This window comes from Hahnella aquatica (SeqCode), assembly GCF_965194505.1.
GTDB lineage: Bacteria > Pseudomonadota > Gammaproteobacteria > Burkholderiales > Burkholderiaceae_A > Hahnella > Hahnella aquatica.
Map to the genome: position 1 here is coordinate 1,377,601 of NZ_OZ239144.1, position 21,767 is coordinate 1,399,367.

24 protein-coding genes and 1 pseudogene are annotated in these 21,767 nt (G+C 63.8%); 11 read left to right on the forward strand and 14 right to left on the reverse strand.

Going from position 1 to position 21,767, the window contains the following annotated elements; all coding sequences use genetic code 11:
- Positions 1–4 precede the first annotated feature (4 nt).
- On the forward strand, positions 5–886 hold the full coding sequence (locus tag AC8GDA_RS07115) for a Rossmann-fold NAD(P)-binding domain-containing protein (protein WP_506555839.1): 882 nt from the start codon (positions 5–7) through the stop codon (positions 884–886).
- Here the strand turns inward: AC8GDA_RS07115 and selD are convergent.
- On the reverse strand, positions 883–1,932 hold the full coding sequence (gene selD, locus AC8GDA_RS07120) for a selenide, water dikinase SelD (RefSeq protein ID WP_506555840.1): 1,050 nt from the start codon (positions 1,930–1,932) through the stop codon (positions 883–885). The genes AC8GDA_RS07115 and selD overlap by 4 nt on opposite strands.
- Before the next feature lie 100 nt (positions 1,933–2,032).
- Positions 2,033–3,061, reverse strand: a complete 1,029-nt coding sequence (locus tag AC8GDA_RS07125) for a glycosyltransferase (protein WP_506555841.1) — start codon at positions 3,059–3,061, stop codon at positions 2,033–2,035.
- 23 nt (positions 3,062–3,084) lie between these two features.
- Between AC8GDA_RS07125 and senA the strand changes: the two genes are divergently transcribed.
- Complete coding sequence (gene senA, locus AC8GDA_RS07130) at positions 3,085–4,329, forward strand: selenoneine synthase SenA (protein WP_506555842.1); 1,245 nt, start codon at positions 3,085–3,087, stop codon at positions 4,327–4,329.
- Here senA and egtD read toward each other — a convergent pair.
- A complete protein-coding gene (gene egtD / locus AC8GDA_RS07135) occupies positions 4,269–5,246 on the reverse strand; it encodes an L-histidine N(alpha)-methyltransferase (protein WP_506555843.1) in 978 nt (325 codons plus the stop codon). The two genes, senA and egtD, sit on opposite strands and share 61 nt — an antisense overlap.
- 46 nt (positions 5,247–5,292) lie before the next feature.
- On the opposite strand from egtD, the gene AC8GDA_RS07140 reads away from it, so the two are divergent.
- From AC8GDA_RS07140 to phnE, 4 genes are read left to right on the forward strand one after another with little or no spacing between them, the layout of a single operon-like run.
- The gene (locus AC8GDA_RS07140) at positions 5,293–6,165 is read left to right on the forward strand and encodes a putative selenate ABC transporter substrate-binding protein (RefSeq protein ID WP_506555844.1); all 873 of its coding nucleotides are present in this window, start codon (positions 5,293–5,295) and stop codon (positions 6,163–6,165) included.
- Position 6,166: 1 nt separating this feature from the next.
- Positions 6,167–7,000: a phosphonate ABC transporter ATP-binding protein gene (locus AC8GDA_RS07145; protein ID WP_506555845.1), complete on the forward strand. Its 834-nt coding sequence runs from the start codon at positions 6,167–6,169 to the stop codon at positions 6,998–7,000.
- Positions 7,001–7,011: 11 nt separating this feature from the next.
- Positions 7,012–7,830, forward strand: coding sequence for a PhnE/PtxC family ABC transporter permease (locus AC8GDA_RS07150; RefSeq protein WP_506555846.1), 819 nt, complete (start codon positions 7,012–7,014; stop codon positions 7,828–7,830).
- The gene (gene phnE / locus AC8GDA_RS07155; RefSeq protein WP_506555847.1) at positions 7,827–8,612 is read left to right on the forward strand and encodes a phosphonate ABC transporter, permease protein PhnE; all 786 of its coding nucleotides are present in this window, start codon (positions 7,827–7,829) and stop codon (positions 8,610–8,612) included. The genes AC8GDA_RS07150 and phnE overlap by 4 nt, the downstream gene beginning before the upstream one ends.
- Here the strand turns inward: phnE and AC8GDA_RS07160 are convergent.
- The 3 genes from AC8GDA_RS07160 to AC8GDA_RS07170 are packed head-to-tail and all read right to left on the reverse strand — an operon-like array spanning position 8,609 to position 10,452.
- Complete coding sequence (locus AC8GDA_RS07160; protein WP_506555848.1) at positions 8,609–9,385, reverse strand: ferredoxin--NADP reductase; 777 nt, start codon at positions 9,383–9,385, stop codon at positions 8,609–8,611. The two genes, phnE and AC8GDA_RS07160, sit on opposite strands and share 4 nt — an antisense overlap.
- Before the next feature lie 12 nt (positions 9,386–9,397).
- Positions 9,398–10,030 carry an MBL fold metallo-hydrolase gene (locus tag AC8GDA_RS07165; protein WP_506555849.1) on the reverse strand — a complete coding sequence of 211 codons (633 nt, stop codon included), beginning with the start codon at positions 10,028–10,030 and terminating at the stop codon, positions 9,398–9,400.
- 44 nt (positions 10,031–10,074) lie between these two features.
- Positions 10,075–10,452 carry a DUF2237 family protein gene (locus tag AC8GDA_RS07170; RefSeq protein ID WP_506555850.1) on the reverse strand — a complete coding sequence of 126 codons (378 nt, stop codon included), beginning with the start codon at positions 10,450–10,452 and terminating at the stop codon, positions 10,075–10,077.
- A gap of 15 nt (positions 10,453–10,467) precedes the next feature.
- Between AC8GDA_RS07170 and pdxH the strand changes: the two genes are divergently transcribed.
- Positions 10,468–11,112, forward strand: coding sequence for a pyridoxamine 5'-phosphate oxidase (gene pdxH / locus AC8GDA_RS07175; RefSeq protein ID WP_506555851.1), 645 nt, complete (start codon positions 10,468–10,470; stop codon positions 11,110–11,112).
- 15 nt (positions 11,113–11,127) lie between these two features.
- Here pdxH and msrA read toward each other — a convergent pair whose 3' ends face one another.
- Entirely contained in the window at positions 11,128–11,703 is a 576-nt protein-coding gene (gene msrA / locus AC8GDA_RS07180; RefSeq protein WP_506555852.1) for a peptide-methionine (S)-S-oxide reductase MsrA, read from the reverse strand.
- 88 nt (positions 11,704–11,791) lie between these two features.
- Here msrA and AC8GDA_RS07185 point away from each other — a divergent pair, with 88 nt between their 5' ends.
- The 4 genes from AC8GDA_RS07185 to AC8GDA_RS07200 are packed head-to-tail and all read left to right on the forward strand — an operon-like array spanning position 11,792 to position 14,925.
- On the forward strand, positions 11,792–12,805 hold the full coding sequence (locus AC8GDA_RS07185) for a sulfurtransferase (protein WP_506555853.1): 1,014 nt from the start codon (positions 11,792–11,794) through the stop codon (positions 12,803–12,805).
- 6 nt (positions 12,806–12,811) lie between these two features.
- On the forward strand, positions 12,812–13,969 hold the full coding sequence (locus tag AC8GDA_RS07190) for a YeeE/YedE family protein (protein WP_506555854.1): 1,158 nt from the start codon (positions 12,812–12,814) through the stop codon (positions 13,967–13,969).
- Positions 13,970–13,979: 10 nt separating this feature from the next.
- Positions 13,980–14,132: a hypothetical protein gene (locus AC8GDA_RS07195; RefSeq protein WP_506555855.1), complete on the forward strand. Its 153-nt coding sequence runs from the start codon at positions 13,980–13,982 to the stop codon at positions 14,130–14,132.
- Positions 14,110–14,925, forward strand: coding sequence for a GNAT family N-acetyltransferase (locus AC8GDA_RS07200; RefSeq protein ID WP_506555856.1), 816 nt, complete (start codon positions 14,110–14,112; stop codon positions 14,923–14,925). The genes AC8GDA_RS07195 and AC8GDA_RS07200 overlap by 23 nt, the downstream gene beginning before the upstream one ends.
- Here the strand turns inward: AC8GDA_RS07200 and AC8GDA_RS07205 are convergent.
- The 7 genes and pseudogenes from AC8GDA_RS07205 to gap all read right to left on the reverse strand — a co-directional run bounded on the left by AC8GDA_RS07205 (position 14,922) and on the right by gap (position 21,755).
- Complete coding sequence (locus AC8GDA_RS07205) at positions 14,922–15,956, reverse strand: L-threonylcarbamoyladenylate synthase (protein WP_506555857.1); 1,035 nt, start codon at positions 15,954–15,956, stop codon at positions 14,922–14,924. The genes AC8GDA_RS07200 and AC8GDA_RS07205 overlap by 4 nt on opposite strands.
- On the reverse strand, positions 15,956–17,032 hold the full coding sequence (locus tag AC8GDA_RS07210; RefSeq protein WP_506555858.1) for a 5-(carboxyamino)imidazole ribonucleotide synthase: 1,077 nt from the start codon (positions 17,030–17,032) through the stop codon (positions 15,956–15,958). Before AC8GDA_RS07210 ends, AC8GDA_RS07205 begins: the two co-directional genes overlap by 1 nt.
- A gap of 10 nt (positions 17,033–17,042) precedes the next feature.
- On the reverse strand, positions 17,043–17,549 hold the full coding sequence (gene purE, locus AC8GDA_RS07215) for a 5-(carboxyamino)imidazole ribonucleotide mutase (protein WP_506557217.1): 507 nt from the start codon (positions 17,547–17,549) through the stop codon (positions 17,043–17,045).
- Between the two features lie 6 nt (positions 17,550–17,555).
- Positions 17,556–18,431 (reverse strand): annotated as a pseudogene (locus AC8GDA_RS07220) (phosphoribosylaminoimidazolesuccinocarboxamide synthase); the annotation flags it as partial.
- Entirely contained in the window at positions 18,428–19,492 is a 1,065-nt protein-coding gene (gene fba / locus AC8GDA_RS07225) for a class II fructose-bisphosphate aldolase (RefSeq protein ID WP_506555859.1), read from the reverse strand. The pseudogene AC8GDA_RS07220 and the gene fba, both read right to left, overlap by 4 nt.
- Positions 19,493–19,551: 59 nt before the next feature.
- On the reverse strand, positions 19,552–20,736 hold the full coding sequence (locus tag AC8GDA_RS07230) for a phosphoglycerate kinase (protein ID WP_506557218.1): 1,185 nt from the start codon (positions 20,734–20,736) through the stop codon (positions 19,552–19,554).
- Positions 20,733–21,755, reverse strand: a complete 1,023-nt coding sequence (gap, locus tag AC8GDA_RS07235; protein ID WP_506555860.1) for a type I glyceraldehyde-3-phosphate dehydrogenase — start codon at positions 21,753–21,755, stop codon at positions 20,733–20,735. Before gap ends, AC8GDA_RS07230 begins: the two co-directional genes overlap by 4 nt.
- Positions 21,756–21,767 lie beyond the last annotated feature (12 nt).

Consider the following 21,767-nt stretch of genomic DNA (forward strand, 5'->3'; position numbering starts at 1 on the left):
CGGCATGAGCCTTCCTGCAAAGTTCAGACGACCCCGCATCGGTCTGGTAGGGCATGGCGATGTCGGCAGCCGAATTCTGTCTGCGCAGGCGAGTCCGCATGGCCCCCGAATCATTCCAGTGGGGCGGCGCACCGGCTGGAACCTCGACAGCCCCAGTGACTGCAGACGCCTCGCAGCCCTGCTCACCCACTGGATCATCCTGGTGCCGCCATCAGACCAGCATGGCTCGAGAGACCTTCGCAGCCTGCGGCTGTCGGTCGAGGCCCGGGCCGCCCGGGCCCGCCGATACAGCCGCGCCAGTCAGGCGAGATTCAAGGGCGTCTACATCAGCACGACCGGCGTCTATGGCAACCATCAAGGCGCCCTTGTGGATGAGACCGCCGCCTGCAAGACACAACAGCCGCGTTCACTGAGACGGCTCCATGCGGAACGACTCTGGAGATCACTCGGCGCGCATCGGCTGCGGGTGCCCGGCATCACTGGGGCCGACCGCCTTCCCCTGGATCGCATCCGGGCGGGGCAGCCGGCCTTGAGGCCAGAGGATGATGTCTTCACCAACCATGTCGACGCAGATGACCTGGCCCGCATCTGTTGGGTGGCCCTCTGGCGAGGCGGCCGAGGGCGGGTCACCAACACGGTGATGCAGGGCCATCTTCCGATGGGCGACTACTTCGATGCCGTGGCCGATGCAGCGGGCATGCCCAGGGTTCCTCGCATCTCTGCAGAGGAACTGAAGGCGGCCATTCAACGAGGAACCGTGAGCCCCATGATGGCCAGCTTCATGCAAGACTCCAGACGGGTCTGGAGTGCTCGGCTCGGCCGCGAACTGCGCCTGCGCCTTGCGACTCCCAACATCGAGGCACTGCTCCAACGCGCCTTCGGCTAGGCCTCCAAGACCAGCCCTGCATTGGAATCTGCCGCAACCATGTGGCCAATGGGTGCGGCATCAGCAAAGCCCTCCTGACGAAAGACCGCCAGCACAGCGCCAACCGCCTCGGGTGCGCAGGACACCAGGAGGCCACCGCTGGTCTGGGGGTCTGTGATGAGGCTTCGGTCGATGTCAGACAAGCCCGGGGCATGCACCGCCTCCCCGTAGGACGACCAATTTCGGCCTGAAGCCCCGGTGATGTGGCCCGCCGCAATCATGTCCCGAACCCCGGGCAGCACCGGCAACTGCTGCAGGCTCACCCGGGCCTGCAATCCAGAGCCTTTGGCCATCTCCAAGAGGTGGCCTGCCAGGCCAAAGCCAGTGACATCCGTCAGCGCATGAACCTGTGGCATCTCTGCCAGCAGTGGGCCGGGTGTGTTGAGCCGCGTGGTGTTGTCGATCATCTGGGCATAGGCTTCGCCGTCGAACCGTCCCGCTTTCTTGAGGGCAGCCGACAGGATGCCAACGCCCAGTGGCTTTCCGAGGATCAGTGCGTCACCCGCCTTGGCATCGGCATTTCGACGAACCTTCTTGGGGTGAACCAGGCCCATGACCACCAGCCCATAAATGGGCTCGACCGAGTCGATGGTGTGGCCACCCGCAATGGGAATGCCCGCCGATGCACAGGCCGAACGACCACCATCCAGAATGCGGCCGATGGTCTGGGTGCTCAGGACACTCACCGGCATGCCCACGAGGGCCAGCGCCATGATCGGGCGGCCGCCCATGGCATAGACATCACTGATGGCGTTGGTGGCCGCAATTCTTCCAAAGTCGAATGGGTCATCGACGATGGGCATGAAGAAGTCGGTGGTGGCAATCAGGGCCTGCTCGTCGTTGAGCTGATAGACCGCTGCATCATCGGCCGTGTCGATCCCCACCAGGAGCGCTGCAGGCATCGGGAGGCCCACCCCGCCCTTGAGAATCTCGGTGAGCACGCCGGGCGCAATTTTGCAGCCACAGCCGCCGCCGTGCGAGAGCGATGTCAGTCGGGGTTCGGTCATGGCGTGGAGGCCTCGTGCTGAATGAAGAGAGACTGCAGGGTACCAACTCTGAACGGGCCGCGACAATGATCCGCATCATTCGGCCGTGCTTTCTCGATTCTCAGGCGGAATGCAGCACGTCCATCACAGCAAGCAAGGCGTTGGTCTCGGCCTTGTTGTCGGTGAGTCGGTCGCGGGCCGCATCGCTGGCGAGCTGCAGGGCCTGACGATCAGAAGGGCTCGAGAGCCAACGCTGCAATCGTGCGGCCAGGTCCGCGGCATCGCCCGACTCGAACCAGCCCGGGTGCTGCTCACCCAGAATGCCCACGTGCCCGGGAATGCGGCTGGCGACGATGGGCAGGCTCACCGCGGCAGCCTCGGCCAGCACCAGGGCCCCGCCCTCCATCCGCGAGGGTGCGATGAGGAGGTCGGCCTCCAGCATGGCCTGCCGCACGCGTTGGTGAGACACCTGACCGTCTCGCTGCACCGGTGCACGCGCTTCGCGCACAAATTCGGCCAACAGGGCATCCAGACCCGCATCGAGCACTCCGCCCAGGTGCGTGAGACGCACGGGCAATGGCTGCTGCGCCTGGGCCAGCATGGTCACGGCCCGATAGGCGGTGAGTGGGTCCTTCTCCGGCCGCACATGGCCCACCACCAATGCATGGAGTCTGGTCGGTGGCACCGACGAGGCCTGCGGCCGAGCATGCACCCCACCCTGAGCACTGGCCCCAAAGCTGCTGGTCTGCGGGATCACCACACACGGGGGTGCCTGCGGCAGCAGGCCACGAAGGCAATTGCAGGCATCGGCCTGAAGGCCCACCACGGCCTTGGACGCAAGAATGGTCTGTTCGGCCTGTTGGCGCCACGCGACCGACGTGTGGCCTTGCAGGTCTGCATAGAGGTCTGTTCCTGTGAGCACCACGGCGTAAGGCTTGCGAGCCTGCGCGAAGCGAATGCCGGCCGCATGGCTTCTGCGCGCATGAAGCAGCAGGCCACAGGAGGCGCTGGAGAGGTCGGCCACACTGGGCTCGCCCACAACAATCGATGCCGCCACACCTGCTTGCATGAGCAATCGGTGATAGCGTTCCGCCGTGCGCCAATTGCCCGAACCCGTCTCTGGCCCGTAGGGCGTCACGATGAGAAGCATGTCAAAAGGCTACACTGGATCGTGTGAAGAAATCTGTTCGTCACTGCGATGCCAAGGCACTCGAGCTGCTTTACGCCGAGTGTCTCGAGGGGCTGCGTGCTCACATGGCTCGCTTCTCAATGGCGACCGATGGCTTCCTCAAACCCTTTCCCATGTTGGAGCAGGTGAACCCGCCGCTCTGGGAGTTTGGCCACGTGGCCTGGTTCACGGAGCACTGGGTGACGCGAAACCCCAAGCGCCGCATGGGACGTCGGCTCGATGCACCCGAGCCCTCACCAAGCCGGCTTGCACAGGCCGACCTTCTCTTCAACTCCGCCACCATTCCCCACGATGAACGCTGGCAGTTGGATCAACTTGGTGAAGGGGGTGTGACTGCGTATCTCGAGGCCTGCTTCTCCGAGGCCCTATCAGACCTCATGCGTGACGCCCATGGTGATGCAGACCTCTACTTTCACCGGCTCAGCCTGGCCCATGCCTGCATGCACCTGGAGGCCTTCGAGATGACGGCCCAGACCCTCGGCCTTGCGCCTGGCCTGAGCGAACCCCCGAGGGGCAATTCATGCTCACAAGACTCGCAGCAATGGATCTGTGTTCCGGCCCAACGGCTGCATGTGGCGCCCCCTGCCGATCAGTTTCACTTCGACAACGAGCGTTCGGCCCTTGAGGCCGACCTGCAACCGTTCCAGATCGACCAACAGCCTGTGAGCATGGCGTTGTTCTGGGCCTTCGTGGGCGATGGCGGCTACGAACGCCCCTCGCTCTGGTCAGCACCCGGCTGGCAGTGGCGAGAGGCCGCCAACATCACGGGGCCGCTCCACCTTCGCCACGACGGCACACGGCTGCAGTGCCGCCTGGGCCATCAGTGGCTTGATGCACGGCCAAACCAGCCCATGGTCCATGTCTGCCTTCATGAGGCACAGGCCTGGTGCAACTGGGCGGGGCGCCGCCTCCCTTCAGAGGCCGAGTGGGTTGCGGCCGCGCAGGCCGGCATGGCCTGGGGTGATGTCTGGGAATGGACGAGCAGCCCATTCCTGCCCTTTGCGGGCTTCGAGGCCGACCCTTACGTGGAGTATTCGGCGCCCTGGTTCGGAGACCATTGGGTGCTCAAGGGTGCGTCCAGCCAAACCCATGTTGCGCTGAAAGACCTGCGCTATCGAAACTTCTACCGACCGCACCGGCGAGATGTGTTCGCGGGTTTTCGGAGTGTTCAGGCAGATGCATCGGGCACGGAAACGAACTCGGCAAATCCGGCCGAGGCACTTCGGTAGGCGGCCACAACGCGGTAGCCCGCCTTGCGCAGCAGCTCGGCAAAATCGGCCTCGGTGTACTTGTACGAATTCTCGGTGTGCAGCGTCTCGCCCGCATGGAAGACCCGGCGGCCACCGGGCCATGTCACGGTCACATCGTGCCGGGCCACCAGGTGCATCTCAATGCGTGAGGCCTTCGCATTGAAGAGCGCCTTGTGGGACCAGTCCCTGGGGTTGAAATCGGTTTGAACCGATCGATTCAGCACCCGAAGCAGGTTGAGGTTGAAGGCCGCGGTCACACCCAAAGCGTCGTCATAGGCGGCCTCTAGCTCCTCAATGGGCTTGACGAGATCGATACCGATGACCAGCGCAGTAGCCCCGTGGTCTCGGGCAAGCTCCCGCAGAAATTCGGCGGCCTGCTGGGGGTGAAAGTTCCCAATGCTAGAGCCTGGGTAGAAAAATACGCGCGGGCTCTCGCTGGGAATGAGCCCCTCCAGGCAGTTCACTGGCAGGCCCTTGGCGAAGTCCACCACCAGGCCCGACAGCACGGGCGCATCTGGCCGCCGGGAGACCACCTTCAGTGCATCGCGAAGGTAGGCCTCGGAGACATCAACCGCCAGATAGGTTTTAGGCCGAATGCTCGCAAACAGGCTTGCAGCCTTGCAGCAATCCCCGGCGCCCAGGTCGATGAAGGTGCAGTCGGCTGGCAACTGCGCGGCGATGTCGCCCTGATGAAGGGCGAAGATGTCTCGCTCATCACGCGTGGCCCGGTACTCATCGAGCAGCGTAATGGCATTGAACAAATGCGAGCCGAGGGCATCGTAAAAAAAGGCGGGCGAGACCACCGCCTGGGGCATGAGAAGGTCTTCGAGGACTTCTCGAGACCCGCCGGCTGCGCTCGGAGTCCTCAAGACAGAGATGGGTATGTCGACATTCATCCCCGCAGTAAAGCACATGACTTTTCTAAACCGACATAATGTCGGCATGAAAAAACATTCCTTCCTCACGCAAGTCGTACTCACGTCACTCCTCGTCATGGGCCTGGTCTCTCCTGGCCGCGCCGAGCAAATGCTGAGAATCTCCAGCATTCCAGAGGAGGCCGCCACCGAGCAGGTTCGCAAGCTCAAGCCCCTGGCGGATTACCTCTCCCGGGAGACTGGCATGAAGGTCATCTTCACGCCGGTGAATGACTACCCTGCGGCCGTCGAGGCCCTGGTGAACAAGAAGATCGATCTTGTCTGGCTCGGAGGCTCCACCTTCGTTCAGGCCAAGATTCGCTCCAAGAACACGGTGGTGCCGCTCCTCCAGCGCCAGGAGGATACCGATTTCAAATCGGTCTTCATCACCCGCGTGGGCTCTGGCATCACCAAACTCCAAGACCTCAAGGGAAAGACCGTGAGCTTTGGCTCGCCCTCGAGCACCTCTGGCCACCTCATGCCACGCAAGTTCCTGATGGAAGTAGGCCTTGAGCCCGAGCGTGATTTTCGACGAATCGCCTACAGCAAGGCCCACGATGCCGCCATCGCTGCAGTGGCCAGCGGGCAAGTCGATGCCGCCGCCATCGACATCACGGTCTGGCAGAAGTTTGTCTCAGAGCAGCTCGTGGACACCACCAAGGTGGCTGTCTTTCACACCACCCCTGGTTTCTACAACTACAACTGGACTGTCCACCAGGATATGCCCAAGGCACTTCAAGAGAAGATCGTGTCGGCCTTTCTCAAGCTGAGCCCGTCCACCCCAGAGGGCCAAGAGATCCTAAAGCTCAATCGGGCCACACGCTACATCCGCACCGAGGCCAAGAACTACGACGGCATCGAGGCGGCGGCCCGCGCAGCCGGCCTGCTCGCGACGCCCTAGCATGCTGGGGCTTCAAGATTGCAGCCACCATCACCCGGGGGCTGCTGCAGGCCGTTGGGCCCTTCGCGATGTCTCGTTGCAGATTGCACCGGGTGAGCAGGTGGCCATCATTGGCCCCTCTGGTGCAGGCAAGACCAGCCTCATTCATGTGCTCGCCCTGGCCATGCGGCCTACGCAGGGACAATTTGAGTTCCAGGGCCAGGCGGCCTGGGCCCTGGGCGCGCGGCAGCGGCACCGGCTTCGCGCATCGCTCCTGCTGGTGCCTCAGGTGCCACCCTTGCCACCCCGGCAGCGGGTGGTCACGAGCCTGATGGCCGCCCGGCTCTCTCAGATGAGCCTGCTGCGCAGCCTCGTCTCGCTGGTGTACCCGGCCGATATTCCAGCTGCCCACCAGGCACTCTGCGCCTTCGACATCGAGGACAAACTGTTTGAACGGGTGGACCGCCTCTCGGGCGGAGAGCGCCAACGCGTGGGCCTTGCCCGCTGCCTGATGACCAAGGCTCGCACCTGGCTACTGGACGAGCCCCTGTCCGCCCTGGATCCGATTCGAGCGAAATCCTGCCTCGAGGTCGTCTGCTCAGAGGCCGCACGCACCCAGGCCACTCTGGTGGTCAGCCTCCACCAGGTGGAACTGGCCCTGGCCCATTTCCCAAGAATCATTGGCCTTCGGGATGGCCGCATCCTCTTTGACATTCAACGCAGCAAGCTTCTGCCCGACCAGGTGAGCGCCCTTTATTCCGGCGATGCAGACCACGGCATGGCACCCACCGCCGCGGCCCCCATGGACGACCCGTGGTCGATCCGGCCATCCGTGCCACTGACCGGCTGCCGATGACGCTTGGCCCCATGCATCATCGCGATCCGGCCTGGACATCGCGCTGGCTGGCCGCATCCATTGGCCTCATGCTGCTCTGGCCACTCCTGCTCATCACCGAGTTCCAGCCCGCACGACTCTTGTCACCGGCCTCGCTCGCGGAGATGGGCCGCTTCCTTCAGAGCTTTCTGCCGCCGCGTGTGGATGCAGAGTTCTTGGCCCTGTTGGCAGGTTCTGCGTGGAAGACCGTGGCCATGGCCACTGCGGGCCTGGCCTTGGCACTCGTGGTGGCCATTCCCATGGCAATTCTGACCACCGAGCGCCTCTCGATCGGCGCCACCGAGGGGCGCATGCATCCACTGGCCAAGGCTGCACGCCAACTGCTCCGAGGCATCATGGCCATTCTGCGTTCCGTGCCCGAACTGGTCTGGGCCCTCATGTTCGTAAGGGTTGTGGGCCTGGGGCCGACCGCAGGGGTGCTGGCCATTGCCATCACCTACAGCGGGATGCTCGGAAAGGTCTATGCAGAGATTCTCGAGAGCGGCCCGCCCGAGGCCTGCCGTAGCCTCATTCAGTCAGGGGCCGGTCGGCTCCAAGCATTGACCTATGGGCTGATTCCCCAGAACGCGACGGAACTCATTTCTTACACGGTCTACCGATGGGAGTGCGCGATTCGTTCATCGGTGGTGCTCGGCTTCGTGGGCGCAGGGGGGCTCGGCCAGGAGCTCGAGCAGTCGATGGCCATGTTTGCTGGTGGGGAAGTGGCCTCGATCCTGCTCGTCTTCATCGGCCTGGTGGCCCTGGCAGACCTGCTCAGCCGCCTGCTTCGGCGGCCACTGGACGCACCATGAAAGACCCTGCGGCCAACCAGCCCTACCGGCTCTCGCCCGAGCTGCGACGGGGCCGTTGCTGGGGATGCTGGCTGCTGGCCGGCATTCTCGTGATGCTGGCCGCCAGCGTGGCCAGCCTGGAGTTGCAGCTCACCGCCATCTTCTGGCCCGAGAACCTGGCGCGGCTTGGCGCCTTCTGGAGCGAACTCTTCCCGCCCAATCTGTCGCCCGACTTCCTCGAACGCGTGGGCCTGGCCAGCCTCGAGACGCTGGCCATGTCTGCCCTGGGCACACTGCTGGCCATGCTCATGGGCCTGCTCCTGGCGGTCTTGCGGCACCCCATCACCGGCCTGCTGCTCAATGTCTTGCGGGCCATTCCGGAACTCGTCTGGGCGGCCCTGCTGCTCATTTCTGCAGGCCTTGGCCCCTTTGCGGGCACCCTGGCCCTGGCCATCCACACCACGGGCGTGCTGGGCCGCCTGTTTGCCGAGGCCCTCGAGAATGCACCCGCACACCCAGGTGAGACCCTGGCCCGGTTGGGCGCCTCACGGGCGCAGGTCTTCTTCTATGCCACCCTGCCGCAGGCCATGCCGCAGCTGCTGGCCTACAGCCTCTACCGTTGGGAGAACAACATTCGGGCCGCCACGGTGCTCGGGGTCGTGGGTGCAGGCGGCCTGGGCCAGATGCTCATGATTCACCTCAGCCTGTTTCAGATGAACAGCATGGCCACGGTGCTGTTGGCCATGCTCGTGCTGGTGCTGGCCGTGGACCAGCTGAGCGCCTGGCTGCGGCAGCGTCTCTAACGCTCCACGAAGGCCCGCTCAATCACGTAGTCGCCCGGCTGGCCAAGGCCCGGCGAGACCGCAAAGCCCTGGGCATCGAGCATCTCGGCGGTTTCCTTGAGCATGGACGGGCTGCCACAAATCATGCCGCGGTCGAGGCCGGGATCGAGCAGCGGCAGGCCAATGTCTTCGAAGAGCTTTCCCGAGGCCATGGCGGTCGTGAGGCGTCCCGTGTGGGAAAAGGCCTCTCGGGTCACCGTGGGGTAATAGATGAGCTGGTTGGTCACCATCTCGCCCAAGAACTCATGCTGAGGCAGTTCCTTGGTGATGTACTCGCCATAGGCCAGTTCACTCACCAGTCGCACGCCATGAATGAGCACCACCTTCTCGAACCGCTCGTAGGTGTCTGGGTCTCGGATGATGCTCATGAAGGGGGCCAGCCCGGTGCCAGTGGAGAACAAATAGAGGTGCCGGCCAGGCTTGAGGTCGTCGATGACCAGCGTGCCGGTGGCCTTGTCGCCTATGAGGATGGGGTCTCCCACTTGAATGTGCTGAAGCCGTGACGTGAGGGGACCATCTGGCACCTTGATCGACAAGAACTCGAGGTGCTCCTCGTAATTGGGGCTCACCACGCTGTAGGCCCTGGCCAGAGGACGCCCCTCCACCTCGAGCCCAATCATGACGAAATGCCCGTTCCGAAACCGGAAGGCCTGGTCTCGGCTGGTGGTAAACGAGAACAAGGTCTCGTTCCAGTGGGTCACGCTCGTGACGGTCTCGGTGCGGTAAGTGGCCATGGGTGGGTCTTTTTAATCTCGAACAAAAGGGTTGTGAAGGCGCTCTTCACCAAAGGTGCTCATCGGGCCATGGCCCGGCACAAAGGCAATGTCGTCGCCCAGCGGGAAGAGCCGTGACTTGATGGCCTCGATGAGGTCGGCATGATTGCCACGGGGGAAATCGGTTCGGCCAATCGAGCCCGCGAACAAGACATCTCCCACAAAGGCCAGGCGCTCTCCAAGGTGAAAGAAGACCACGTGACCGGGCGTGTGACCAGGGCAATGAATGACTTCCAAGGCCTGCTCACCGACCATCACGGTGTCGCCGTCCTCCAGCCAACGATCGGGCGTGAAGGCCTCCAGGGGCGGGAAGCCAAACATCTTCCCTTGGGCGGGGAGCTGCGAGATCCAGAAATCGTCGTCTCGATGGGGGCCCTCGATGGGCACCCCCAGACGTCTGGCCAGCATGGCGGCCTCTCCGCAGTGGTCGATGTGGCCGTGGGTGAGGAGAATTTTTTCAACGACCACCCCGGCCTCGGCGGCGACGGCCTCCAGGTGATCAATGTCGCCACCCGGGTCAATGAATGCCGCGCGGCGCGTCTTGGGACAGGTGATCAGCGAGCAGTTCTGCGAAAAGGCCGTGACCGGCAAAATCTCAAATTCCATGCCCACATTATCTCCGAGGCAGCAGCCTCAACACCCTGGGGTATCTAGCTCAGTTGCAGGGCGTGGTATTCGAGGTCGGCCAAGGCGAGCAGTTCGAGGGCCTTCTCGTGGGTGGCCTCCAACACCACCGGCGGGGCCACCCCCGCATCGGCCGCTTCTCGCCAACGGCCAGCACAGACGCACCAGCGATCGCCGGGCTTGAGACCAGGAAATCGAAACTCTGGCCGCGGGGTGGAGAGGTCATTGCCCCGCTCCGCGGAGAAGACCAAGAAGGGCTCGGTCATCACGGCACAGACGGTGTGCCGACCAAAATCCTCTGCACTGGTATTGCAGCAGCCATCCCGATAAAAGCCGGTGACGGGGTCGAGACCACAGGGCTGCAATTCCCCGCCGAGGACATTCTTTGGATTTTCGTTGGACATGCGTAAAGTTTACCCATGAGCACAGACATCACCAAGATTCGAAGCGACTACGCCCTGGCCAGCCTGGATGTCGATGACATCGCAGACAACCCACTGGACCAACTTCAGACCTGGCTGCAGGCGGCCATCACCTCTCAAATCCAAGAGCCCAACGCCATGACCTTGTCCACCGTTGCATCCAGCGGCAGGCCATCGGCTCGAATTGTCTTGGCACGCGGGGTCGACGCCCAGGGTGTGACCTTCTTCACCAACTACCGCTCACAAAAAGGCCTCGCACTGCTGGCCAACCCCTGGGCGAGCCTCACCTTCTATTGGGCAGCGCTGGAGCGACAGGTTCGAATCGAAGGGCGGGTCGAGAAATTGGCAGCGGCCGATTCAGACGCCTATTACAAGGAGCGCCCGGTGGGCAGCAAGCTCGGAGCCTGGGCCTCCCCGCAGAGTCAGGTCATTCCAAACCGTCAATGGCTCGAAACCCAGCACGAGGCAATGAAGGCTCAGTTTGGTGACAGCCCTCCTCGACCAGCCGACTGGGGCGGCTATCGGCTGCAGCCAGACCGCGCTGAGTTTTGGCAGGGCCGGCGCTCTCGGCTGCACGACCGTCTCGAATACCGTTGGAGTCAGCTGGATGAGCGCTGGCTGGTGTCGCGCCTGGCACCCTGATCCCTGGGGCGTGCGCTACGGAGCGTTGCGCATGAGCGTCGGGCGCTCCCGTTCGGCCTTGATCACCTTGGGGGCCACCACAAAGGCGCAGTAACCCTGGTTCGGGTGCATCTGAAAGTAGTTCTGGTGATGGTCCTCGGCCGGGAAAAACCGATGGGCCAGAGAACCATGGCCCTGCCAGTCGGCCTCTGAAATGGTCACGATCTCCGTGACCACCGGATCGGCCGACGGATGTGCCTGGGCATAGGTCTGACAGGCCAGGGCCGCAGCGGCCGCCTGATCCGACCCCACCGCAAAGATGATCGACCGGTACTGGGGGCCCACGTCGTTGCCCTGTTGATTGGGCGTGGTGGGGTCGTGGATCAGAAAAAAGAGATCGAGGATGGCTTCGTAGCTGGTTTCGGTGGGGTCGAAGGCCACCTGCACCACCTCGGCATGGCCTGTGCGGCCACCACACACGGCCTCATAAGAAGGCCGATCCACCTGGCCACCCATGTAGCCCGAGGTCACCGAGCGAACCCCTTTGGCCCGTTGAAAGACCGCCTCCAAACACCAGAAGCAGCCACCACCCAAGAACGCGTTTTGCACCATGTGGGGATCCTATTCCATTGCGGCCGGTTCATAACCTTATGGCCAGAAGTCGAAAGCCTGCGGCGCGCAACGCGCTAAAGTGTCGGCCATGAACAATCTCCATTCCCCCATTCGTCGCGGTCTTTTCGGGCTAATTGGCCTGCTCAGCATGGCCGTGGCCCTCACCAGCACCGCCCTGGAGGCCAAAACCCTGCCAGGTCCGGTGGTCTCCGTCCAACAACTACAAGGCCTTCTGCAGGCCAAGCGCGTCGTCGTGCTCGACACGCGAGAGTTGCTCCAGACTGATCAAAAGACGCCGAACTTCACGGCCGGACACATCCCAGGTGCCCTGCCGCTGCCCTACTCCAGCTTCCGAGGCCCCAAGGAGGCCCCCGGCGCAGTGCTTCCCATGGCGCAGCTCGAGGCGCTCTTGTCTCCTCTGGGGATCGGGCCCTCCGATGCCTTGGTGCTGGCCGGCTCCGGTTCGGATGCCACCGAGTTTGGCGGTGTGGCCCGCATCTACTGGACGCTGAAGGCCGCAGGCTTCAAAGACCTGGCCGTGCTCGATGGTGGACTCGGGGCCTGGATGACGGCCAAACTCCCCCTGGAGACCGGCGAGGCGAAGAAGCGGCGCCCCCAGGCCTTGGCAGGCAGCCTGCGCTACAACGAGCAACTGCTGGTGTCCACAGCCCAGGCACAGAAACTTGCCGCACAGCCCGCGGGCCAGCGGCCTGTCTTTGTCGATGCACGGCCAGAAGACTTCTTCCTGGGCCAGATGCGCCACGCCTCGGCCGCCCGATGGGGCACGATCGCGCAGGCCAAATGGCTCGACTCCGAGGAATGGTTCGTGCCCAACACGGGTCGGCTCCTCACCAAAGAGAAGCTCTTGGCCGTGGCCAAGCGCGAGGGTCTCCTGCAGCAGCCCACCGTGCAGTTTTGCAACACGGGCCATTGGGCTGCCACCAACTGGTTTGTCCTCTCAGAGGTGCTCGGCCAAGCTAACACGCTCATGTATGCCGAGTCGGTGGTGGGCTGGAGCCAGGCCGGACTGCCGATGGACAACGAGCCCAGCCGCGCCACGGCGCTGCTGTGGCAAGCCAAAGGAACCGGCATTCAACGCTAGTCACCCATGACCCGATTGCGAAAACCCAGCCTGGTGCTGCTGGGCCTTATTGGTGTGCTGGTGGTGGTCTTCCTGGCGGGGCTGCAGGCAGGCCTTCTGGTCCTCATCGGCATTGGCTTTGGCCTCATCCTTCAGGCCTGCCGATTCGGCTTCACCTCCGGCTGGCGACACTTTATTCTGCGACGTGAGGCGGCTGGCATCACTGGCCAGATGCTGCTCATGGCCGTGGCCTCCGCAGTGGCCCTGCCGCTGCTGAGCCTCTACCCCACTGAAATCTTTGGTGCCGTCGCCCCGATCAGTTGGAGTCTGCTGCTTGGCGCCTTCGTCTTTGGTGTGGCCATGCAGGTGGCAGACGGCTGCGGATCGGGAAGCCTGAACCGGGCCGGCGCAGGGGCTGCCTTGTCATGGGTGGTGCTGCCGACCTTCATTGCGGGCAGCTTCATTGGTGCCTCCCACCAGCCGGCCTGGCTTGCACTGGGCGGGCCCTTGGATGCCCTGAGCAGCGACCCGGGCCAGGGCTTCTCGGTCGACTTCCTTCAGCAGTGGGGACTGGGGCCATCCCTGGTCGTCACGCTGGCCGGCTGCGCGCTGGTCGTGTGGCTGGCCTGGCGGGCCCAAGACCGAGCCCAGCATCGCAACCTCGGGGCGGCGCTCTCCAACAAGCTGGTGGCCCACTGGCTCTTGGGGGGGCTACTGCTCGCACTGCTCTATGGCGTTCACCTGATCGTGGCTGGGCAGCCGTGGGGCATTGTCTACGGACTGGGTCTCTGGGGTGCCAAGGCCGCAGTCAGCCTGGGGCTCGACCTCGGCGCCGACCCATTCTGGTCTGCCCCCGCCCACGCACAGCGACTCATCGAGCCCATCCTCTGGGACATCACCTCGCTCACCAACATTGGCCTGCTCTTTGGTGCCATGGCCGCGGCCCGTTGGAGCATGCGCGCCACAACATCTCAAGGCGCTCGCCTTCAGTGGCACCAATGGATTGCAGGCGCACTGGCCGGCCTGATCATGGGCTACAGCGCAAGGCTCGCATTCGGCTGCAACATCGGCGGCTTTCTGGGTGGCGTGGCCTCCGCAAGCCTGCACGGGTGGGTCTGGTTTGCGATGGCCTACCTGGGTTCGATTCTCGGTGTTCGCCTCCGTTTGAAATTGGACATGCCATGAGGGGTGCCACATGAAACTCGCCAGTACCCTGCTCTTCTGGGCACTCCTGATTGGCCTGGTGGGCCTGGATTTCAGTCAGACCCAACGCACTCGGGTGGAGCCACCGCTGATCATGCTCGGCAGTGGTCAGGCCTCCAGTGGTGGGCACTGCTCTGGCCGCTGACACCACCTGCCCGCTCTGCACCGGGCCTGGGGGTCACATGGTGGAGCAGGCCACGGACTGGCGTGTGGTCCGCGTCGAGGACCAAGGCCTGCCTGGCTTTCACCGCCTCATCTGTTCAACCCATGTTCAAGAATGGCATGCCCTCAGCGCGGCCCAGCGGCTCGACATCTCCGAGGCCCTGGCCCGATGGGAGTCCTCGCTCATGGCGCGGTGGCAGCCCGACAAGTTCAACCTGGCGAGCTTTGGCAATGTCGTGCCCCACCTGCATTGGCACCTCATGCCACGCTGGCGGACGGACCCCTGGTGGCCTCAGCCGATCTGGGGTCCCAGACAGGCCGCCACCCATCGGACGTTGGAGTCGGCATCCATCACCCTCGCGATCGATGACTGGTCTGCACTGGGCACGGCCTGCGGAGCCGTTCGACAGGCCGTCTTCGTGGCGGAGCAGGGTGTGGCCGCAGAGGATGAGTGGGACGAACTCGATGCGGTCTGTCGACACCTGCTCATCGCAAATGCCCGAGGCCCCCTGGCCACAGGCCGACTGCTCTCCTTGGGCGATGGCCGCGCGCGCATCGGTCGCATGGCGGTGATGCGACCCCATCGCAAACATGGACTGGGGCGCATCGCACTCGAAGCCCTCGTCGAGGAGGCCAGGCGACTGGAGTTTGGAGAAATCATTCTTCATGCCCAGACCCATGCCCTGGGCTTTTATGGGTACTGCGGCTTCGAAGCGCAGGGGCCTGAATTCGACGAGTGCGGCATGCCGCACCGAGAGATGAGGATGCGGCTCTAAGGCTCTGCGTGGCTTGCGCGTTGAAGACGGTCCATCACCGCCTCCCAGTCGCGCGTCTGAGGGGGACACTCCAGCCAGATCTCGTCAAATCCATCCTGGTCCCAATCGTTCAAGCGTGCATAGAGCTGCTGCCCATAGGCCTGCGGCTGCGCAGGTGCGCGCAGAACTTCAACGGACACGTCTGCAGGGATTCGCGCAAACAAAGGAGCGCCAGCATCTGCTGCGTCCTCTGATAGCCACCAGACTGCAATCCGTCTGGATGCACCTTGCATGTCATTCATGCGCTCTTGCATCTCCCCGCGAGACATTAGCCAAAGCGGTGTGCGTGGCGCGTAGTGCGAGGCGAGGCTTCCAGAGACCCGCGGGGCGGCCGCTTGAATGCCTGTTTTCGTATCGGCCAGGCGAACCACCGCCTCGATGGCCTCTCGGGGAATGCCGCCGGGCCGCAGCAGTCGTGGCGGGCTCACGGTACAGTCGACAATCGTGCTCTCCAGGCCCACGGCCGAGTCCCCACCATCGAGCACGGCATCCTGGGGCCCCATGCGGGACTCAAGCCCACGAACAACATCCTGCGCGCGCGTGGGACTCACGGCACCGAAGACATTCGCCGAGGGCGCCGCAAGCCAGCCACTGCCCCCGGCCGCCGCAAAGCGGGCCAGGAGCGCCAGGGCCACCGGATGGTTCGGCACCCGCAGGCCAACGGTGTCCTGCCCTCCGGTCACCTCTGACAGGGCGAGCGGCGAGGCCGGCAGAATCAAAGTCAGCGGCCCGGGCCAGAAGGCTGCAGCCAATGCGTGGGCCGCCTCGCTCCACGCCGAGGCCAGGGGCGTGGCCTGTGCCAAGGAGGCCGCATGCACGATGAGCGGATGCCCCTTGGGCCTGCCCTTGACCTCAAAGATGCGAGCCACGGCATTGGGATTACCGGCATCAGCGCCCAGGCCATAGACCGTCTCGGTGGGAAAGGCCACCAGACCACCTGCCTTCAGAAGCTCAACCGCTCGGTCCAACGCTGTGGCCGAGAGCCGCTGCATCAGTCGAGCCGCTCGGTGATGTGGCCCATTTTTCGTCCAGGCCGAGGGTCACTCTTGCCGTAGAGGTGCAGCACCGCATCATGCCCCGATGTCAGGGCTGGCCAATTGGGCGTGACCACGGGGCCATCGGGGCCGTTTGGAAACCAAAGGTCTCCGAGCAGGTTGGTCATGCGCACCGGAAACCTCAGGCCCGTGTTCCCCAAGGGCATGCCTGTGCAGATGCGCACCTGCTGTTCAAACTGGCTCGTCTCACAAGCCTCGATGGTGTAGTGGGCAGAGTTGTGAGGCCGCGGGGCCATCTCATTGGCCACGAGCTGCCCGTCCTCGAGCACAAAAAACTCCACACACAAGACACCCACATACTGCATGGCCTGGGCAATCGACTGGGCCGCATCCTGGGCGGCCTGAGCGATGTCTGGAGAGACATCGGCCGGCACGGTGGTGGTGTGCAGGATGCCGTTGCGATGCACGTTCTCCGCCAAGGGAAAGACAGCCAGCTCGCCACTGGCCGATCGCGCCAGAATGACCGACACCTCTTGCCGAAGGGCAAGCCGCTTCTCGAGCACACAGGCCACACGGCCAAAGGCCTCAAAGGCCTTGCTCGCCTCTTGTGCAGAGACCACGGTCTGCTGGCCTTTTCCGTCGTAGCCAAGCCGACTGGTCTTCAAGATGCCGGGAAATGCATCCGGCGGCAGGGCCAACGCCTCCTGCCCAGAGCGCACAGGCCAGTGGGGCGCCACGGCCACACCGGCCGATGCAATGAAGGCCTTCTCCACCAGGCGGTCCTGTGCCCGCTCGACGCAGTCGGCCGCAGGCATGGTCTGGCCGTGCTGCGCCAGAAAGCGCAGGGCCTGAGCCGGCACATTTTCAAACTCGGTGGTGAAGACGCTCGCCCTGGCGGCGAACTGGGCCAGTGCGGTGGGGTCTTGGTAATCACCAATCACATGGTCATCGGCCAACTGGCCCGCCGGGCCCTGCGGGTCTGGGTCGAGCACGACCACGGTATGCCCCAGGCGGTGCGCAGCCTGAATCATCATCCGGCCCAACTGACCGCCACCGAGGAGTCCAATCTGCATGGGTGGGCGACTAGTTCACGGGCGCTGGTGCGCGGCCCAGGCTGGCATTCATGGAATGCGCCGCAGCCGTTTGTTGCAGACGGAACTGTTCGAGTCGATCTCGGAGCACATCGTCCTGGGTGGCCAAGGTGGCAATCAGGTGGAGTGCTGCATTGGCTGCACCGGCCTCGCCAATGGCGAAGGTGGCCACGGGAATGCCCTTGGGCATCTGAACGATGGAATAGAGTGAGTCCTCGCCCCGCAGGTATTTAGAAGGCACCGGCACGCCGAAGACGGGCACCGTGGTCTTGGCCGCCAGCATGCCCGGCAGGTGGGCAGCCCCACCAGCACCGGCAATGATGCCGCGAAGTCCGCGGGCATGGGCGGTCTCGGCGTAGCCATAGAGGGCATCGGGCATGCGATGGGCCGAGACCACACGGGCCTCGTGCGGAATGCCAAAGCGGTCGAGCATCTCCACGGCGTGTCTCATGATCTCCCAGTCGGACTGAGAGCCCATGACCACGCCCACCACAGGCATGCGCACCCCGGCAATTCGAAAGAGTGCCTCTCGGTACTTGGCTGCGGTCTTGGCCACCACATCGACGGGCAAGGCCGGCGCGGGCGCCGTCTTGCCCCAGTCGAGGGTCTCAAGGTAGTCGCGCACGAACTGCTTGTCGAAGCTCGGCGGGCTGATGCCTTCCTGGTATTGGTCAACGGGCCAGAACCGGGAGGAGTCGGCGGTGAGCACCTCATCCATCAGGTGCAGCACACCGTCTTCGTCGAGCCCGAATTCAAACTTGGTGTCGGCCACGATGATGCCCTGCTCCAAGGCGTAGGCTGCGGCCTCGTTGTAGAGGGCCAGGCTGATGCGACGAATCTCGTGGGCATGCTTCTCGCCAATGCTCGCCACCACCTGCTCAAACGAAATGTTCTCGTCGTGGGCGCCAGCCTCGGCCTTGTGGGCCGGCGTGAAGATGGGCTCGGGCAGTCGTGCGGCCATCGAGAGCCCCTTGGGCAGTGCAATGCCACAGACTGCGCCGGTGGCCTGGTAATCCTTCCAGCCGCCACCAATCAGGTAGCCACGCACCACGGCCTCGACGGGAAGTGGCTTGAGCCGCTTGGCCACCACGGCCCGGCCCCGCACCTGCTCCACCTCATGTTCCTGCACCACCGTCTCGGGGTCGATGCCCGTGAGGTGGTTGGGCACGATGTGGGCCAACTTCGCGAACCAGAACTCACTCATGCGGTTGAGCACCACGCCCTTCTCTGGAATGGGCTCGTTCATGACCACATCGAATGCGGAGAGGCGGTCGGAGGCCACCATGAGCAGCTTGTCCTCACCCACGGCATAGAGGTCTCGAACCTTTCCTCGGCCCAGCAGGGGTAGCGAGGTCAGGCTGGTCTCGAAGACCGCCGTCATTGAACGATCTGAGCCAACTGGCCCGCCTTGTATCGGGCCGCCATGTCCACCATGCTCATCGCCTTGATCCTGCTCGCCTGACCCGCGCAGCCGAACTGTTCGTACCGCGCCTTGCAAATGACTTTGGCCGCTTCGCGGGCCGGCTTGAGGTAGTCGCGCGGATCGAAGTGCGATGGGTTCTGGGCCATGTGGCGGCGGATGGCTGCGGTCATGGCCAGACGAATGTCGGTGTCGATGTTGATCTTGCGCACGCCGTGCCCAATGGCCTTCTGAATTTCCTCCACCGGCACGCCATAGGTTTCTTTCAGGTCGCCGCCGTGGGCGCGAATCTCCTCGAGCAGGTCTTGGGGCACCGAGGACGACCCATGCATGACCAGGTGAGTGTTGGGGATGCGACGATTGATCTCTCGAATACGGTCGATGGCGAGGATGTCACCCGTGGGCTTGCGCGTGAACTTGTAAGCTCCATGACTCGTGCCAATGGCAATGGCCAGGGCATCGAGCTGGGTCTGACGAACGAAGTCTGCGGCCTGCTCTGGATCGGTGAGGAGCTGGTCAGCCGTCATGGTGGCTTCGGTGCCATGGCCGTCTTCCTTGTCGCCGCGCATGGTCTCCAGCGACCCGAGGCAGCCGAGTTCACCCTCCACCGAGACGCCCTTGGCATGGGCCATGGCCACCACTGTCTTGGTCACTTCCACGTTGTAGTCGTAGCTGGCAATGGTCTTGCCGTCGGCCTCCAGCGAGCCATCCATCATGACGCTGGAAAAGCCAAGGCTCATGGCGCCCTGGCAGACCTCTGGGCTCTGGCCGTGGTCTTGGTGCATGACAATCGGCAGGTGCGGGTAGCTCTCGACGGCAGCCTCAATCAGGTGCCGCAGGAAGGCCTCTCCGGCGTACTTCCGCGCGCCCGCACTGGCCTGCATGATCACCGGGGCATCCACGGCATCGGCCGCCGCCAGAATGGCCTGGACCTGTTCCAGGTTGTTCACGTTAAAGGCGGGAATGCCGTAACCGTGCTCGGCGGCGTGGTCGAGCAACTGCCGCAGGGACACCAAGGCCATCTTTGAACTCCTTTGGGCGAAAGACGCCCATTTTCGCCCAGCTTGGCGGCTTCGCCAAACTAGGAGTCGGCCCGCTCCAGCAGGGCTGCAACCGCCGGAAGGGTCTTGCCTTCCAGGAACTCCAGGAAGGCGCCACCGCCCGTGGAAATGTAGTCGATCTGGTTGGCGATGTTGTACTTGGCAATGGCCGCCAGCGTGTCGCCACCGCCGGCAATCGAGAAGGCTGGCGAGTGCGCAATGGCCGAGGCCAGGGTGCGGGTGCCACCCGAAAACTGCTCGATCTCAAAGACACCCAGGGGGCCATTCCAGACCACGGTGCCTGCGTTGGCAATGACGCCAGCCAGCCGGGCCGCTGTGCGGGGGCCAATGTCGAGAATCATGTCGTCCACCGCGCACTGGTGGGCCAACACCTTGTTGGCCCGGGCCTGGGCGGAGAACTCGTTGGCCGTCACGATGTCTTCTGGAATGGGCACCTCGGCACCGCGGGCCCGCATGACGGCCATGATCTGGCGCGCCTCATCGAGCAGGTCCATCTCGGCCAATGATTTCCCAATCGGAAGCCCCGCCGCCGCCATGAAGGTGTTGGCAATGCCACCACCCACAATGAGTTGATCCACCTTCTGGGCCAAGGAGCGCAGGATGGTGAGCTTGGTGGACACCTTCGAGCCCGCCACAATGGCCACCAGGGGCCGGCGGGGCGCCTCGAGGGCCTTGCCCAGGGCATCGAGCTCGGCCGCCATGAGCGGGCCGGCACAGGCGATCTTTGCAAATCGCGCCAGCCCGTGGGTGGTCGCCTCTGCGCGGTGGGCGGTACCAAAGGCATCGTTTACATAGATGTCGCACAGCGCCGCCATTCTCTTGGCCAGCCCGTCGTCGTCCTTCTTCTCGCCCACATTCACACGACAGTTTTCCAGCATGACGATCTCACCTGCAGCCACCGAGAACGGTTGATCGAGCCAGTTGCTGACGAGAGGCACCTTGCGGTCGAGAAGCTCGGCCAGTCGCAGTGCGATCGGGGCCAAGGAATCCTCCGCCCGCAGCTCACCCTCATTGGGGCGGCCCAGGTGAGAGGTGACCATGACCGCTGCACCCGCCTTCAATGCATGCTCAATGGCCGGCACCGAGGCACGGATGCGGGTGTCGTCTGTGATGCGCCCAGTGTCGTCCTGGGGCACGTTCAAATCCGCACGAATGAAGACCCGCCGGCCAGCCAGCGGGAGGTCGGTCATGCGCTTGAACTTCATGAGGACTTGGCCGACATCATGGCCACGGCCGTGTCGAGCATGCGGTTGGAGAAGCCCCACTCGTTGTCGTACCAGGACAAGACCTTGATGAGCCGGCCGTCGGGCGAGACGCGGGTCTGGGTGGCATCAAAAACACTGGAGTGGGCATCGTGGTTGAAGTCCACCGAGACCAGGGGCGCGGTGTTGTAGCCCAGCACGCCCTTCAAGGGCCCTTCGCTGGCGGCCTTCAGGAGCGCATTGACCTCGTCGATGGAGGTGGCCCGGGCGGCATGAAAAGTGAGGTCGACCACGGAAACATTGATGGTGGGCACCCGCATGGCGTAGCCATCGAGTTTGCCGTTGAGGTCGGGCAGCACCAAGCCCACGGCGGCGGCGGCACCCGTCTTGGTCGGGATCATGGACATCGTGGCCGAACGGGCCCGACGCAGGTCCTCGTGATAAACATCTGTTAAGACTTGGTCGTTGGTGTAGGCATGGATGGTGGTCATGAGTCCAGACTCCATGCCAAGTGCCTCATGCAGCACCTTGGCCACCGGGGCCAGGCAGTTGGTGGTGCAGGAGGCGTTCGAGACCACGGTGTGGCTCGACCGCAGGCTGCTGTGGTTCACGCCAAAGACCACGGTGGCATCCACATCCTTGCCGCCTGGGGCGGAGATCAGAACCTTCTTGGCGCCACCGGCCAGGTGGGCGGAGGCCTTCTCCTTGCTCGTGAAAAAGCCCGTGCACTCCATGACAAGGTCGACACCGAGATCCTTCCAGGGCAGTTCGGCCGGGTTGCGATTGGCCAGGACTCGGATGCGATCCCCATTGACCACCATGGCATCGGCATCCACGGCCACCTGCCCCGGGAACCGGCCGTGGGCCGTGTCGTAACGGGTGAGGTGTGCATTGGTCTCGGGATTGCCCAGGTCGTTGATGGCCACGATCTCAATGTCGTGCCGCTTGCCGCCCTCGTAGTGGGCCCTCAGAACATTGCGCCCAATGCGGCCATAGCCATTGATGGCAACCCTTACGGTCATGTGATGTCTCCT